Origin of the sequence: Caulobacter sp. X (genome assembly GCF_002742635.1) — a bacterium.
Classification (GTDB): domain Bacteria; phylum Pseudomonadota; class Alphaproteobacteria; order Caulobacterales; family Caulobacteraceae; genus Caulobacter.
Genome location: NZ_PEGF01000001.1, coordinates 291,155 through 306,006 on the forward strand (window position 1 = coordinate 291,155; position 14,852 = coordinate 306,006).

The 14,852-nt window shown below is 67.6% G+C and carries 12 protein-coding genes, 1 pseudogene and 1 riboswitch; of the genes and pseudogenes, 8 read left to right on the forward strand and 5 right to left on the reverse strand.

What is annotated here, in order from left to right; genetic code table 11:
* Positions 1 to 6: 6 nt before the first annotated feature.
* Entirely contained in the window at positions 7 to 1,155 is a 1,149-nt protein-coding gene (locus tag CSW60_RS01265; RefSeq protein WP_099535456.1) for a bifunctional 2-C-methyl-D-erythritol 4-phosphate cytidylyltransferase/2-C-methyl-D-erythritol 2,4-cyclodiphosphate synthase, read from the reverse strand.
* 99 nt (positions 1,156 to 1,254) lie between these two features.
* Between CSW60_RS01265 and dusB the strand changes: the two genes are divergently transcribed.
* From dusB to hflX, 8 genes are all read left to right on the forward strand, one after another.
* The gene (gene dusB, locus CSW60_RS01270; RefSeq protein ID WP_099535458.1) at positions 1,255 to 2,262 is read left to right on the forward strand and encodes a tRNA dihydrouridine synthase DusB; all 1,008 of its coding nucleotides are present in this window, start codon (positions 1,255 to 1,257) and stop codon (positions 2,260 to 2,262) included.
* Positions 2,259 to 3,389 (forward strand): nitrogen regulation protein NR(II), encoded by a 1,131-nt coding sequence (locus CSW60_RS01275; protein WP_099535460.1) that lies wholly within the window; start codon positions 2,259 to 2,261, stop codon positions 3,387 to 3,389. The genes dusB and CSW60_RS01275 overlap by 4 nt, the downstream gene beginning before the upstream one ends.
* A 2-nt stretch (positions 3,390 to 3,391) precedes the next feature.
* Positions 3,392 to 4,813 (forward strand): nitrogen regulation protein NR(I), encoded by a 1,422-nt coding sequence (gene ntrC, locus CSW60_RS01280; RefSeq protein ID WP_099535461.1) that lies wholly within the window; start codon positions 3,392 to 3,394, stop codon positions 4,811 to 4,813.
* Between the two features lie 62 nt (positions 4,814 to 4,875).
* On the forward strand, positions 4,876 to 7,119 hold the full coding sequence (locus CSW60_RS01285) for a PAS domain-containing sensor histidine kinase (RefSeq protein ID WP_201722942.1): 2,244 nt from the start codon (positions 4,876 to 4,878) through the stop codon (positions 7,117 to 7,119).
* Positions 7,116 to 8,504 carry a nitrogen assimilation response regulator NtrX gene (gene ntrX / locus CSW60_RS01290; RefSeq protein ID WP_099535463.1) on the forward strand — a complete coding sequence of 463 codons (1,389 nt, stop codon included), beginning with the start codon at positions 7,116 to 7,118 and terminating at the stop codon, positions 8,502 to 8,504. Before CSW60_RS01285 ends, ntrX begins: the two co-directional genes overlap by 4 nt.
* Complete coding sequence (locus CSW60_RS01295; protein WP_099535465.1) at positions 8,505 to 9,368, forward strand: D-amino-acid transaminase; 864 nt, start codon at positions 8,505 to 8,507, stop codon at positions 9,366 to 9,368. It begins immediately after the preceding gene.
* Between the two features lie 156 nt (positions 9,369 to 9,524).
* Positions 9,525 to 9,773, forward strand: a complete 249-nt coding sequence (hfq, locus tag CSW60_RS01300; RefSeq protein WP_013079113.1) for an RNA chaperone Hfq — start codon at positions 9,525 to 9,527, stop codon at positions 9,771 to 9,773.
* Positions 9,774 to 9,778: 5 nt separating this feature from the next.
* Complete coding sequence (gene hflX, locus CSW60_RS01305; protein WP_099535467.1) at positions 9,779 to 11,119, forward strand: GTPase HflX; 1,341 nt, start codon at positions 9,779 to 9,781, stop codon at positions 11,117 to 11,119.
* On the opposite strand, the gene mazG is transcribed toward hflX, so the two are convergent.
* The 4 genes and pseudogenes from mazG to cobU form a co-directional block, all read right to left on the reverse strand.
* Positions 11,116 to 11,943: a nucleoside triphosphate pyrophosphohydrolase gene (gene mazG / locus CSW60_RS01310; RefSeq protein ID WP_099535469.1), complete on the reverse strand. Its 828-nt coding sequence runs from the start codon at positions 11,941 to 11,943 to the stop codon at positions 11,116 to 11,118. The genes hflX and mazG overlap by 4 nt on opposite strands.
* Complete coding sequence (locus CSW60_RS01315; protein WP_099535471.1) at positions 11,909 to 13,300, reverse strand: MFS transporter; 1,392 nt, start codon at positions 13,298 to 13,300, stop codon at positions 11,909 to 11,911. The genes mazG and CSW60_RS01315 overlap by 35 nt, the downstream gene beginning before the upstream one ends.
* Before the next feature lie 341 nt (positions 13,301 to 13,641).
* Positions 13,642 to 13,761: pseudogene (locus tag CSW60_RS23775) on the reverse strand (hypothetical protein); the annotation flags it as partial.
* Between the two features lie 310 nt (positions 13,762 to 14,071).
* Positions 14,072 to 14,590 carry a bifunctional adenosylcobinamide kinase/adenosylcobinamide-phosphate guanylyltransferase gene (gene cobU, locus CSW60_RS01325; RefSeq protein WP_099535473.1) on the reverse strand — a complete coding sequence of 173 codons (519 nt, stop codon included), beginning with the start codon at positions 14,588 to 14,590 and terminating at the stop codon, positions 14,072 to 14,074.
* Positions 14,591 to 14,626: 36 nt separating this feature from the next.
* Positions 14,627 to 14,817: riboswitch (cobalamin riboswitch) on the forward strand.
* Positions 14,818 to 14,852 lie beyond the last annotated feature (35 nt).

Here is a 14,852-nt window from a genome sequence, read left to right on the forward strand (position 1 = left end):
ACCGGTTCAGGCCGGAGTCTCGACCGCCACGACGGCCGAGGCCGCCAAGCCTTCGCCGCGACCGGTGAAACCCATCTTCTCGGTCGTGGTCGCCTTGACGCTGACCCGATCGACCGGAAGGCCCAGGATCTCCGCCAGCCGCTCACGCATGGCCTGGCGGTGCGGTTTGATCTTGGGGCGCTCGCAGATCAGCGTCACATCGACATTGACGAGCGCGCCGCCCTTGGCGGTCACGAGATCGGCCGCGTGCTTGAGGAACTGGTCCGAAGACGCGCCCTTCCACTTCGGGTCGGTGGGGGGGAAGTGGTCGCCGATGTCGCCTTCGCCGATCGCGCCCAGGATGGCGTCGGTCAGGGCGTGGAGGCCCGCGTCGGCGTCCGAATGGCCGATCAGGGTCTCATCGTGCTTGATCGCGACGCCGCACAGCCAGACCTCTTCGCCCGGCCCCCAGCGGTGGGCGTCGAAACCTTGGCCGACACGGGTGACGCGCGCGGCGCCGGCTAGGCGTTCGGCCATGGCGAAGTCCTCTGGGTAGGTCAGTTTCATCAAAAGCGGGTCGCCCGGCGCGATCGCGACGCGCCCTCCCGCGGCTTCGATCACTTGGACGTCGTCCGTGGGCTCGCCGCCGGTCCAGGCGGCGTAGGCGTCCAGCAGGGTCTGGCGACGGGCGGCCTGCGGGGTCTGGGCGCGCCACAGGTGTTCGCGGGAGGTCGTGACCGGGTTCTGGTCCGGCTCGGCGCGCTTTAGCGTGTCGGCGACGGGCAGGGCGGGCAGCACCCCGTCGGCGTCTTCCAGGGCATCCAGGACATCATGGATGGTCGTCTGAGCGAGCAGCGGGCGCGCGGCGTCGTGGATCAGGACAGGCTCGTCCGTCGGTCGATGGGCCAGGGCGGCGAGGCCGGCCTGGACCGAAAGGGCTCGGGTGGCGCCGCCTCGCGCCGGCCGCCAGCCGCCAAGGCCTTCAAGGACGGAGGGCAGGGCCGCCTGGCCATCTTCCGTCGTCACGATCACGAGCTCGGACGCGCCGGCCGCGAGGAAGGCCTCGACCGACCACCTCAAAACGGGTTTGCCGGCCAGCATGCGCCATTGCTTGGCCTGGCCCGGGCCCGCTCGGGTTCCCGAGCCGGCGGCGACGATCACGGCGGAGAAGGTCATAGGGGGTGTTTAGTCGGACGACGGCTCATGTCCAGTCGATCCGGGCTTTACTGCGCCGCACAATGTGCCTAAAAAGAATGCTACGGGGATGATCAGAAAATGAGCAACAAGCTCGATGTCGGCGGGGTTTGCGTCCCCGGTCGGGTGTGGATCGCGCCCATGACCGGGGTCTCGGACCTGCCCTTCAGAGAAACGGCCACGGCGCTCGGCGCGCCCTATGTGGCGACGGAGATGGTGGCCAGCGCGGAGTTCGCGAAGGGGCGTCCCGACGTCGTCCGTCGCGCGGCTGTCGGCGATGGCTTGCCGCTGACGGTGATCCAGCTCGTCGGCCGCGACATCGACTTCATGGCCCAGGGCGCGCGGATGGCCGCCGAGGCTGGCGCCGAAATCATCGACCTGAATTTCGGATGTCCCGCCAAGGAAGTCGCCGCCGGCGCGGCCTGTGGTTCAGCCCTCATGCGCGAGCCGGACTTGGCCGAGGCGCTGGTCGCGGCGGCCGTCGAGGCGGTCGACGTACCGGTGACCGTCAAGATGCGGCTCGGCTGGGACGACGCCAGCCGCAATGCGCCGGAGATCGCTGCGCGCGCCGAAGCGGTCGGCGCCAAGGCCATCACGGTTCACGGACGCACGCGCAACCAGTTTTACAAAGGCGTCGCCGACTGGTCCGCGGTGGCCGAGGTCAAGAAGGCCGTCTCGGTTCCACTGCTGGTCAATGGCGACATCGTCGATGGCGATAGCGCCCGGGCGGCGCTCGAACAGTCTGGCGCGGATGGCGTGATGGTCGGGCGCGGCGTGTATGGCCGTCCCTGGATCGCCGGAGCGATTGAAGCCGCACTGGACGGCCGCGGCTTCTCGGAGCCCGAGGCCGAGGAGCGTCTCGCCATCGCGCTCACCCACTTCCGACGGAGCTTGTCGTTCTATGGCGAACGGCTGGGCCTGAAGATGTTCCGCAAGCACCTGGCTTCGTACATCGAAGCCGCGCCTTGGCCCGAAACGCCCGAAGCGCGCCGCGCGGCGCGCGCCACCTTGTGTCGCTTGGAAGATCCCGCCGCCGTTGAGGCCGCCCTGCGCGACCTCTGGCTGGTGGGCGGGAGATTAGCCGCATGACCGACAGAGCCCGCGTACTGGGCGGTGTCGCCGCCGACGCCTTGAAGTCGGCGGCCTTCGATCTGAACCCCGAGCCCGCGCTCGTGGTGGATCGCGATGGCGGTCTCGTCGCCGTCAACGAGGCGGCCGAGGCGCTGTTCGGCCATGGTCTTTCCCTGCTGGCGCGCGGTCGCTTCCGCGCGGCCTTGCCGCCGGGTTCGGTGCTGGTCTCCCTGCTCGATCGGGCTATCTCCAAGGGCGCGCTGGTTCGTGAGCACGGGGTCGAGGTCAATCTCTTCGGCCAGCCGCCATTCGAGGCCGACGGCGCCGCCGCGCCGCTAGGGGACGGTTCGGTTTTGCTGACCCTTCACGTCAAGGGCGTGTTGGGTGTTGATCGCGGCGCGGACTCCGCGGGCCTTCGCTCGGTTGTTGGGCTCGGCAAGATGCTGGCCCATGAGATCAAGAACCCGCTGGCCGGCATTCGCGGCGCCGCGCAGCTGCTCAAGACGGGCGCCAGCGCCGTCGATCAGCCGCTGGCCCAACTGATCGTCGACGAGACCGATCGCATTCGGCGGCTCGTCGACCGCATGGAGGCTTTCTCGGACGACGCCCCGACCCCGCGCGAGCCGGTCAACATCCACCAGGTCCTGGACCGTGTGCGGGCCCTCGTGGCGAATGGCGTCGCCGACGGATTGCAGCTTAAGGAAAGCTACGACCCTTCGCTGCCGCCAGTCTGGGGGGATGAGGATCATCTGATCCAGATTTTCCTGAACCTGACCAAGAATGCGGCCGAGGCGGCGCATATGCGCGGTGACGGGCGCGGCGCGATCTCGATCCATACGGCCTGGCGTCCCGGCGTGCGTGTTCGCGGCGCGGACGGCAAGACCACGAGCGGCGCGCCGATCGAGGTGCGGGTCATCGACAACGGCCCCGGCGTTCCGACCACCCTCCGCGACCACCTCTTCCAGCCCTTCGTGACGACCAAGGCCAACGGCACCGGTCTTGGTCTGGCGCTCGTGACCAAGCTGGTCACCGCTCATGGCGGGTTGATCGATTTCGAATCCGAGCCCGGCCGCACCGTGTTCCGCGTGCTGCTGCCCATCGCGCCGCAAAATGGCGCTCCCGATATTGTTTCCGGAGACGCGTGAATATGAACGCCGCGAGCAAGAAGATCCTGATCGCCGACGACGACAGCTCGGTCCGCCTGGTGCTCAGTCAAGCCTTCACCCGCCTGGGCTATCAGGTTCGCGCCACCGGCAACGCGACCACGCTTCTGAAGTGGGTCACCGACGGCGAGGGCGACCTGGTCGTCACCGACGTGATGATGCCCGACGAGAATGTCTTCGACGTCTTGCCGCGCATCCGCAAGGAACGGCCCAAGCTGCCGATCATCGTGATGAGCGCGCAGAACACCCTGCTGACCGCGGTCAACGCGGCGGATGCGGGCGCGTTCGAATATGTGTCGAAGCCGTTCGATCTGGATGATGTGACGGCGGCGGCGCGTCGGGCGCTGTCGCGGCCTGCCGATACCGAGGCCTCGAAGGCCCAGGCGCGCGCCATGCGGGACGAGCGCCTGCCGCTGATCGGCCGCTCCGCGCCGATGCAGGAGGTCTATCGCACTATCGCGCGTCTGGTCGGCGCTGACCTCACCGTTCTGATCCTCGGCGAAAGCGGCACCGGCAAGGAGTTGGTCGCCCGGGCGCTGCATGAACTTGGGCGCCGGCGCGATGGCAAGTTCGTGGTCCTGAACCTCGCCGCCGTGCCGCGCGAGCGGGTCGAGGTCGAGCTGTTCGGTCGCGGGGAGGGCGACAACGGCCGTCTCGTCGAGGCTGACGGCGGCACGCTGTTCCTGGACGAGATCGGCGACATGCCGCTGGACGCCCAGACTCGCCTGCTGCGGGTGATCGACGGCACCGAACCCGTGATCAATCCGAAGACCGGCCGCCGGCCGAACGTGCGGATCATCGCCGCCACCAATCGCGACCTGCGCGGCCTGATCCAGCAGGGCCTGTTCCGCGAGGACCTCTTCTTCCGCCTCAACGTCGCGCCGGTGCGCCTGCCGCCGCTGCGCGACCGAGCCGAGGACATCCCCGATCTGGCGCGGACCTTCCTGCTGCGCGCCGCCCGGGAGGGCCTGCCGGCCAAGACGATCGACCAGAGCGCTCTGGACCGCCTGAAGAGTTATCAGTGGCCGGGCAATGTGCGCGAGCTTGAGAACCTGATGCGCCGGATGTGCGCCCTCTACGCCGAGGAGCTGATCACCGCCCGCATCGTCGATCGCGAGCTTCAGGACCATACGCCGGCCGTGCGCTCGGAAGAGGGGCCCGTCACGCTCTCGACCTTGGTCGAGCGGCACCTGGCGTCGCATTTCGCCGACCAGCCCGATGGCGTGCCGCCGCCTGGGCTTTACGACCGCGTCCTGCAGGAGATCGAGCGCCCCTTGATCCAGCTCACGCTGTCGGCGACGCGCGGCAATCAGGTTCGCGCGGCTGAAATCCTGGGCCTCAACCGCAACACGCTTCGGAAGAAAATTCAGGACCTCGGCGTCGAAATGACCCGCGGTCGCCGCTGAGCTGAAGCATTCGTAGCACATAGCTGTTGAATTCAGGGCACACCCCCCTAAAATCAGGGGTGATGGCTTCAGTGGCTTACGCGACCGGATCGGAAGCCCCGCCGACCCGGTTCAGCCGGGCCTGGTGGCGAGAGCTTTTGCGGTCGCGCTACCTGATGGCTGGCGGCTATGCGCTGGCCGTCCTCCTGACGGTCGCTGGCGTCGCGCTGGCTTCGTCTCCGCCCAAGACCGACTCGATCAGCACCGCCAGCACGGTGATTCTGGTCGTGCTGGGCTTCAATCTTGTCCTCATCCTGGGCGTGGCCACGATTGTCGGCCTGCGCCTCTACGATCTGATTGACGCTCGGGCCAGCGACGAAGGCGCGCGCCTGCACCTGCGTTTCGTGGGGCTATTCTCGCTCGCCGCCGTGGCCCCGGCGGTCATCGTGGCGCTGTTCTTCGGTGTGCTCGTCAATCGCGGCGTCGATGGCTGGTTCAGTCAGAAGGTCCAGACCGTGGTCGGCAATTCGGCCAAGGTCGCCAACTCCTACGTCGAGCAGCAGAAGAACTACATCTCCGAGCACATCGCGCCGATGGCCGCGGATCTGAACCGCGCCGCGCCCGCCATGTCGCAGTCGCCGGTGGCGTTCGGCCACTTTCTGGCGGGCGTGATGGAGGACAACGGGTTCTCGGCCGCCTATGTCTTGGATCGGGATGGTCGGATTCTGGCGCGGGCCGAGACCGCCGCCGCGCCGCCGTTCCTGGCGCCGCCGCCATCCAGCTACCAAGCCACGGACGGCGGCGAGGTGAGCGCCCAGCGCTTCGTCTCGAAGGACCTGTTCCGAGCGCTCTACAAGCTCAAGGCCTTCCCGGACGGCTACCTCTATGTGGTGCGGCCGATCGAGCAGGGCATCCTGAGCCACCTGATCGAGACGCAGGACGCGCTGCTGTCCTATCGCGACGCCGAGCGCAGTCGCGGCCGCATCCAGGCGATCTTTGGCCTCAGCTATCTGGAGACGGCGCTTCTGGTGCTGGTCGCCGCCATCTGGGTCGGCATCGCCGCGGCGAACTCGATCGCGGGACCCGTGGCGGATCTCGTCGAGGCCGCGGGACGCGTCTCGGGCGGCGACCTGGATGCGCGGGTGGAGGCCGGTTCCGGCCCGGAAGAGATCCGCGCGCTGTCCAACGCCTTCAACATGATGACCAGCGAGCTGCAGCTGCAGCAGGCGGCCTTGAAAGCAGCCAGCCTCGACGCCGAGAGTCGTCGGCAATTCATCGAAACCGTGCTCTCCGGCGTCAGCGCCGGCGTGGTCAGTCTGGATGAGCGAGGCAGGGTGTCGGCGGTCAATCGTCGGGCGACAGCGCTTCTGGGATTGCCGGAGCACGCCTTGGGCGTCGACTTGATCACCCTGGCCCCGGAATTCGCGGTCGTCATGGAGGCTTTGGAAGAGAGCAGGCCCGACACGGATGTCGAGATCGACATCATGCGCGAAGGCGAGACGCGGCGTCTTCGCGTTCGCGCCGCCGGCCATGTCGCCGCCGGTCTTGTCCTGACCTTCGACGACATCACCCGTCTCGTCGCCGCCCAGCGAAACGCGGCCTGGAAAGACGTTGCGCGCCGGATCGCCCACGAGATCAAGAACCCGCTGACGCCGATCCAGCTGTCGGCCGAGCGCCTGCGTCGCAAGTATCGCAAGGAGATCGCCAGCGATCTGGAGACCTTCGATCGCTGCACCGACACCATCATCCGGCAGGTGGGCGACATCGGCCGCATGGTCGACGAGTTCTCGGCCTTCGCCCGCATGCCGGCGCCGCGCTTCGCGCCGGCGAACCTGACGGAGATGCTGCGCCAGGCGGTCTTTGCTCAGCGCTTTCAAGACGCGGAAATCGAGGTCCGTTTGGAAGAGCCCGGCGCCGGCGACATCTGGGTGACCTGCGACGAGCGCATGATCGGCCAGGCCCTGACGAACATCCTGAAGAATGCCGGCGAGGCGGTCGGCGCGCGGCGACTGGCCGATCCCGACCTGCGAGGCCGCATCACCGCGACCTTGATCTCGGACGCGGACGATCTGTGCGTGACCATCGAGGACAACGGCGTAGGCCTTCCCCCAAAGGACCGGGATCGGCTGACAGAGCCTTACGTGACGACCCGCGAGAAGGGCACGGGCCTCGGCCTGGCCATCGTCAAGCGGATCATGGAGGACCATGGCGGCAGCCTGGCCCTCACCGACGCGCGAGAGCCGCCTGGGGCTCGCGTGATCCTGAAGTTTCCGACGACCGCGCGTCTGCCCGCCGCGGCCCAAAGTGGCGTTGAGGAGATGATATGAGCGCCGACGTTCTGGTGGTGGATGACGAAGCCGACATCCGCGAATTGGTGGCCGGTATCCTCGAAGACGAGGGGTACGCCGTCCGTACGGCTGCTGACTCCGATCAGGCGCTCGCGGCGATCCGCGCGCGCAAGCCTTCGTTGCTGGTCCTGGATATCTGGATGCAGGGCGGCGGCATGGACGGTCTCGAGCTGCTCGACATGGTCAAGGCGCTGGACGCCGATCTTCCGGTGATCATGATTTCGGGTCACGGGAACATCGAGACCGCGGTCAGCGCCATCAAGCGTGGCGCCTACGAATTCCTGGAGAAGCCGTTCAAGTCGGATCGACTGCTGCTGGTGGTCGAACGCGCGTTGGAGGCCGCCGGCCTGCGGCGCGAGAACCGCCGACTGCGCACCCAGACCCTCGCCCCGGATGGCCTGATCGGCAAGTCGGCGCCGTCTCAGGCGTTGCGTCAAATGATCCTGAAGGTCGCGCCGGCCAATAGTCGCGTGCTGGTGTCCGGTCCGCCCGGCTCAGGCAAGGAACTGGTGGCGCGTTTGATCCACGGCGCCAGCACCCGCGCCCGCCAGGAGTTCGTCGCGGTCAGCGCGGCCGGCATGGCGCCGGAGCGGCTTGACGTCGAACTGTTCGGCGAGGAAGGCGAGGGCGGTCGCCCGCGCAAGATCGGTGTGTTCGAGCGCGCCCACGGCGGCACGCTCTACCTCGACGAAGTGGCCGACATGCCGCGCGAGACCCAGGGGCGGATCCTCCGCGTGCTGGTCGAGCAGCGCTTCCGCCGCGTCGGCGGCGACAACGACGTTCAGGTGGACGTCCGAGTGATCTCGTCCACGTCGCGCGACCTCCGCGACGAGATCGCGGCCGGCCGTTTCCGCGAGGATCTGTTCCATCGCCTGAATGTGGTGCCTGTCCGCGTGCCCGGCTTGGCCGAGAGGCGCGAGGACATTCCGGAGCTGATCAACTTCTTCATCGAGCGGATCAGCGAGGCGACCGGCCTGCAGCGCCGTCGTCTCGGTGAGGACGCCCTGGCGACGCTTCAGGTCCAGACCTGGCCCGGCAATGTCCGCCAGCTGCGCAACAATGTTGAACGTATGCTGATCATGGCGTCCGGCGAGCCGGGCGACGTGATCACCGCCGAGATGCTGTCCGGGGGGGACCAGCCCTCCGCGGGCAACGCCGGCGCGATCGGCGCCGAGCGGATCATCGCCTTGCCGCTGCGCGAGGCGCGCGAACTGTTCGAGCGGGAGTATCTGAACGCTCAGATCCTGCGGTTTGGCGGCAACATCTCGCGCACCGCCAACTTCATCGGCATGGAGCGTTCGGCGCTTCACCGCAAGCTTAAGTCCCTGGGCGTCGCCGGCGCCCGGGCCGAAGAGGAAGAGTAGATGTCGCGTTTCGCCTATGTGAACGGTCAGTTCGTGCGTCACGGCGAGGCCGCCGTTCACATCGAGGACCGCGGCTACCAGCTGGCCGACGGCGTCTACGAGGTCTGGGCGGTGTTCGACGGCAAGCTGGCCGACGCCGAGGGGCACTTCGCCCGTCTCTGGCGCAGCCTCGACGAACTGCGGATCGCACACCCGATGAGCCAGGCCGCGCTGACCCTGGTCCTGCGCGAAGCGGTTCGGCGGAACAAGGTGCGTGAGGGCCTGGTCTACCTGCAGGTGACGCGTGGCGTGGCGCGCCGGGATCACGCCTTCCCTAATCCCTCCGTGCCGCCGTCCGTGGTCATTACGGCCAAGTCGATTGACCGCGCCGCGACCAACGCCAAGGCCGAAAAGGGCGGTTCGGTGATCTCGGTGCCGGAGAACCGCTGGGCGCGCTGCGACATCAAGTCTATCGGTCTCCTGCCGAACGCCCTGGCCAAGCAGGCGGCTCGCGAGCGCGGCGCCGTCGAGGCATGGTTCGTCGACGACACGGGCCTGGTGACCGAGGGGGCGTCTTCCAACGCCTGGATCGTGGATGCGGAAGGGATGCTCCGCACCCGCGACACCAACGCCAACATCCTGCGCGGCGTCACGCGCTCGACCCTGCTGGAGGTGATCCGAGAAGCCGGCCTACCGATCAGCGAGAAACCCTTCACGATCGCCGAGGCGCAGGCCGCCAAGGAGGCCTTCATCACCGGCGCGGGTTCGCTGGTGACGCCGGTGGTTCAAGTCGACGGAGTCAAGCTTGGGGACGGAAAGCCTGGCCCAGTGGCGATGAAGCTCCGGGGCGCCTATATAGCGCGAGCACGTGAGAAAGCCGTCTGAAGCCTGAGCAATTTTAGCCAGGAGCGTCGGTTCGCCGCGTGACCTTGCGGAAATTTTCGCTGCGGCCTTGTCGCTTTCAGCGAAAAATCATCTAGCATGGACCTGTTTGTGTGGGGGGCGTGTGGCCCTCCGTGAACAATGAGAGGGGAACCCCCGATGTCTGCCGAGAAGAAGCAAAACCTCCAGGACACGTTCCTGAACAGCGTGCGCAAGTCGAAGACGCCGCTCACCATTTTCCTCGTCAACGGCGTGAAGTTGCAGGGCGTGGTCAGCTGGTTCGACAATTTCTGCGTCCTGCTGCGTCGCGATGGCCAGTCGCAACTGGTCTACAAGCACGCCATTTCCACCATCATGCCGGCGCAGCCCGTCCAGCTCTATGAGCCCAGCGCCGACTCCGACGACTGAGACGCTTGTCAAAATCCACATCCCGGTCGATTGACCACGCCGCGCCGATCCTGAAGGCGCTCGTCATCCATCCGGCGCGGCAATTGCGCGGTCAGGCGGCCTCTGAAGCCCGGGATCCCAATTCCCGGCTGGAGGAGGCTGTCGGCCTCGCGGTCGCGCTCGACCTCGAGGTCGTGGAGGCGCTGATCGCGCCCCTGCGCGCCGTCACGCCCGCGACCCTGTTCGGCAAGGGCAAGGTCGAGGAGTTCGCGTCGATCTGCGAAGTCGAGCACATCGATGTCGCGGTGTTCGACGATCAGCTGACGCCCATCCAGCAGCGCAATCTCGAGAAGGCGCTGGAGGTGAAGGTCGTCGACCGAACGGGCCTGATCCTCGAGATCTTCGCCCGGCGGGCCCGCACCCGCGAGGGCCGCCTGCAGGTCGAACTCGCCCGGCTCGAGTACGAGCGCTCGCGCCTCGTCCGCACCTGGACCCACCTGGAGCGCCAGCGCGGCGGCACCGGCTCGACCGGCGGTCCCGGCGAAACCCAGATCGAAATCGACCGGCGACTGATCGCGGGCACGATCATCAAGCTCAAGAAGGAGCTTGAGGAGGTGCGGCGCACGCGGACCCTGCATCGCAGCGCCCGCAAGAAGGTCCCGTACCCGACCGTCGCCCTGGTCGGCTACACGAACGCCGGCAAGTCCACGCTGTTCAACCGCCTGACCGAGGCCGAGGTGCTGGCCAAGGACATGCTGTTCGCGACGCTGGATCCGACCCTGCGCACGGTCAAGCTGCCCGACGGACGGCCGGCGATCATGTCCGACACCGTCGGCTTCATCTCCGATCTGCCGCACGAGCTGGTCGAGGCTTTCCGCGCCACGCTGGAGGAGGTGCAGGAGGCCGACGTCGTCCTGCACGTCCGCGACGTCGCCAATCCCGACAGCGAGGCCCAGGCCCGCGACGTCGAGACGGTGCTGTCCGAGCTGGGCGTCACCCTCGACAGCGGCAAGACCGTGGTCGAGGTCTGGAACAAGATCGACCTGTTGTCCGAGGACGATCGCGAGATCATCGAGGGCCAGGCGCGCCGCGTCGGCGCATCGCCGGTGTCGGCGGTCACGGGCGAGGGCTGCGAGGCCCTGCTGCGCCGGGTCGGCGGGCTGATCGACGACTCCCCGCCCGTTGAAGTTCGCCTCGGACCGCAGGATGGCCAGGCCCTGGCCTGGATCTATCGCAACGGCCGCGTGCTGGGCCGCTACGACGGCGAGGGCGGCGAGGTCACCCTGGTCGCGCGCCTCGACGGTCAGGCGCTCGGCCGGTTCGAGCGCCAGTTCCCCGACGCCCGAGTCGAGCCGGCCGCCAGCTAGCCCTTCGCCTTCTCGGCGGCCTTGGCGTCGTTCCACAGCGCGTCCATCTCGGCGAGGTCCGACTGGTCTGGCGTCTTGCCGCGCTGGGCCAATTCAGCCTCGATGAACGCGAAGCGGCGCGTGAACTTGGCGTTGGTGGCGCGCAGGGCGTCCTCCGGATCGACGTCCAGTTTTCGCGCCAGGTTGGCGCAGACAAACAGGATATCGCCCAACTCCTCGCGCGCCTTGGCCATGTCGCCGGCCTCGATCTCGACCGCGATTTCCTCGGTCTCTTCGCGGAGTTTCTTCAGCACCTCGGTCGCCGAGGGCCAGTCGAAGCCCACGCGGGCGGCGCGCTTGGTCAGCTTGACGGCGCGGGTGAGGGCGGGGAGCCCCGTGGGCACGTCGTCGAGTACGCCGTGCTTGGCCTTGGCTTGGCGCTCCTGGGCCTTCAGGGCCTCCCAGCCCTCGACCTGGGCCGAGAGGTTTTCGTAGGCATGGTCGCCGAACACGTGCGGATGGCGGCGGATCATCTTGTCCGAGATCGCCGTCGCGACGTCGTCGATGTCGAACGCCCCTTGCTCCTGGGCCATCCGCGAGTGGAACACCACCTGCAGCAGCAGGTCGCCCAACTCCTCTTTCAGGTCCGAGAGATCGCCGCGCTCGATGGCGTCGGCGACCTCGTAGGCCTCCTCGACCGTATAGGGTGCGATCGTCGCGAAGGTCTGCTCCAAGTCCCACGGGCAGCCGCCGTTCGGGTCGCGAAGCCTGGCCATGATCTCGACCAGGCGGGCGATCGGGCTTTGGTCTTCACTCGGCGGGGGCGACGAAGGCGTCAGGGGCATGGGGATCCGGCTCGGCTACGGGCTTGGACGAGGCCTCGGCCGCATCCCGCGCCGCGAGCTGGCGCTGAATCTCGGCGAGACGGTTCGCATCCAGCGGATAGCGCATGATCACCGCCGCGACCATCAGTCCTAGCGCCGCCGGAGCGAAGGCGTAGAGCCCGACCAGCGCCGCATCGCCCGCCGCGGTCGGCGTCTTCGGATCGAAGCCCATCGCGCCCAGGATGATGAAGACGCCGACAGCCAGGGCGTAGCCCAGCTTCACCGTGCCGGTGACGATCGCATAGAGCAGGCCGGTCTTGTCCACGCCGGTCAGCAGGCGCTCTTCGTCGCCGATATCGGCCATCATGGACCGCACCAGCAGTTGCGCGGCGGAGTAGGGCAGGCCGGCCAGGATCAGGATGATCATGCCCAGTACGACTTCTCCGGACGGCATGAAGGCGGTCGCCAGTTGCACGAACGCGTAAACGACCGACGCCACCGCCAGCGCGCGGTGCTTGCCGATGCGCTTGGCCAGCATCGGCCAGATCGGCGCGCCGGCCAGGGCGGCGATGAAATAGATCAGCAGCAGGACACCCGACTGGGTCTTGTCGAAGCCCTTGATCCGCTCGAAGAAGAACAGGAACAGCGTGCCGGCGATGCCGGGCGCCAAGCCCATCAGCAGATCGGCGATCAGCAGGCGTCGCACCGAGGGACGGGTCAGCAGGTCAAGATACTGCTTGAGGCCTGTCTTGCCGCGCCTGGGCGGCGCGATGGGTTCGCCCACCGTCGTCACCGCGAGCAGGACCGCCAGAGGCGCCAGCAGGACGATGAACCAGCCCATGGCGGCGATGCTGTCCAGATGGTCGCCCTTGAATACGCCAGTGACGATCGGCGGCAGGCACAGCACCAGGATCATGCCCACGACATTGGCGGCCTGCCACCAGGCGAAGATGCGAGAGCGCTGCTGGTAGTCGCTGGACAGGACGGCGCCCCAGGCGGTCTGCGACAGCACGACCATCGAATAGCCGACATAGACGACCGACAGCCAGAACCAGAGGTAAACGGCTCCAACGCCAGGCTTGGCCATGAACAGCGCATACGCGCCGATCGCGATCACCGGAGCGCCGGCGGCGAGCCACGGTCGGAAGCGACCGAAGCGCGACCGCGTGTTGTCCATCAGCCCGCCCAGCACCGGATCCAGAAGCATGTCGAGCAGCTTCACGATCAGGAAGGCCGCGCCCACCGTGGTCAGGGAAAGGCCGAGCGACGTGACGTAGTATTCCGGCAGGTAGACGACCAGGGGCAGGCCCATCGCCGCGATCGGGACGGCCGGCACGGCGAACCTGGCCAGCGTCCATGACGATTCACGCTCCGTCATCGCCTTACTCCTCCCGCGCCGTTGCTCGCGCTTCGTACCCGACCTGAGACGGTCATTTCAAACAAGTGTGCGAGCATTGTTCGTCAAGCGCTAGCCCGTTCTATCATCCGACTCGTGGCGCCGCGCTTCACGCGGTCGCCCGCTGAAGGGATGGAAAGGGACGCGGAGCGCCGGACATCCGTCCGGAAGAATTGAATAAATACCGTTTCGACGAAGCCCGACGCTCCGCGCGACCGTTATCCGCCAGCGTCCCGTCGGGTGGCCCTGTTCAGGCCTTACCGGGACCCGGGCTTGTGAGTTTCCTCAAAGCCCAGCGGTCGAAGAGGACGGGCTTCCAGCCAGACACGCCCTTTTGCCTTCAACCACGCCGACGGCGGGCGGGTGAGCCCAGCAAGCTCAGCCCCGGACCGTCCGAGTATCCCCCTCGAACCTGTCCCCGCTCGATCGCCCCCCGCCGCCACGATGGTCGCTGGCCATGCGCCCTTTCCTCGCGACGAGGTGGGTAGAGGATACGGCAGGTTTCGAGGGGGAGGATAAGATCGCGCGAACGCTCGTTCCTTCCATCACCCTCTCCCCGGGGAGAGGGTGGGGCCCAAGCGAAGCTTGGGAGGGTGAGGGCCTAAGCCCTCACCGTTAAAAACGCAGGTAACACAGAGGCTTGCGCGGACTCATCACTGGCTCCGCCATCCCCTCACCCTCCCACGCCTGCGGCGCGGGCCCCGCCCTCTCCCGACGGGAGAGGGTTCTCTCCGCTCGTCCTCCGACGAGCGTTCACCCCTGCGGCTTCATCCGCAGCGGCAGCCCCGCCGCCACGAAATAGACCTCGTCCACGGTCGCGGCCAGACGCTGGTTCAGGCGGCCGGCCTCGTCGCGGAAGCGGCGGCCCAGCGGCGTCTCGGGCACGATGCCGAGACCAACCTCGTTGCTGACCAGCCAGAGGCGGGCGGGGCAGGCGGCGACCGCCGCGACCAGTTCCGCGCACGCCGCCTCGACATCGCGCTCGGCGAGCATCTGGTTCGATAGCCACAGGGTCAGGCAGTCGATGACAGCGATCGCGTCTGCGGGGAGGGCGGCGATGGCGGCGGCGAGCTCAAGCGGCGCTTCGATGGTGGTCCATGATTCGCCGCGATCGGCTTGGTGGCGCGCGATGCGCTCGGCCATCTCGTCGTCGAAGGCCTGTCCCGTGGCGATCATCACCGTTCGACCTCCGCCGGCCGCGGTTTCCGCCGCCTTCTGGGCGAAGCCGCTCTTTCCCGAGCGCGCGCCGCCAAGCACCAGGGTCACGGTCATGAAAGCTCCACATTGACGGTGTGCGGCGCAGCATATAGGCCTTGCGACGCGTCAGGCTCCTCGAAAGAGGATTAAAAGGGAACGAGGTTCAAGGCCTCGGCTGCCCCCGCAACTGTTAGCGGCGAGTTCTAGCGCCATACGCCACTGGGGTCCTCGGGTCCTGGGAAGGCGGCGCCAAGAGCATTGACCCGCGAGCCAGGAGACCTGCCCGGCGCGGTCGTTCATCGCTCGGCCGGGGTGCGCCGAACGAACGGGATCTCCC

Coding starts and splice junctions, on each gene's coding strand:
- CSW60_RS01265 (WP_099535456.1), bottom strand. CDS start 1,155: ATGACCTTCTCCGCCGTGATCGTCGCCGCCGGCTCGGGAACCCGAGCG.
- dusB (WP_099535458.1), top strand. CDS start 1,255: ATGAGCAACAAGCTCGATGTCGGCGGGGTTTGCGTCCCCGGTCGGGTG.
- CSW60_RS01275 (WP_099535460.1), top strand. CDS start 2,259: ATGACCGACAGAGCCCGCGTACTGGGCGGTGTCGCCGCCGACGCCTTG.
- ntrC (WP_099535461.1), top strand. CDS start 3,392: ATGAACGCCGCGAGCAAGAAGATCCTGATCGCCGACGACGACAGCTCG.
- CSW60_RS01285 (WP_201722942.1), top strand. CDS start 4,876: ATGGCTTCAGTGGCTTACGCGACCGGATCGGAAGCCCCGCCGACCCGG.
- ntrX (WP_099535463.1), top strand. CDS start 7,116: ATGAGCGCCGACGTTCTGGTGGTGGATGACGAAGCCGACATCCGCGAA.
- CSW60_RS01295 (WP_099535465.1), top strand. CDS start 8,505: ATGTCGCGTTTCGCCTATGTGAACGGTCAGTTCGTGCGTCACGGCGAG.
- hfq (WP_013079113.1), top strand. CDS start 9,525: ATGTCTGCCGAGAAGAAGCAAAACCTCCAGGACACGTTCCTGAACAGC.
- mazG (WP_099535469.1), bottom strand. CDS start 11,943: ATGCCCCTGACGCCTTCGTCGCCCCCGCCGAGTGAAGACCAAAGCCCG.
- CSW60_RS01315 (WP_099535471.1), bottom strand. CDS start 13,300: ATGACGGAGCGTGAATCGTCATGGACGCTGGCCAGGTTCGCCGTGCCG.
- cobU (WP_099535473.1), bottom strand. CDS start 14,590: ATGACCGTGACCCTGGTGCTTGGCGGCGCGCGCTCGGGAAAGAGCGGC.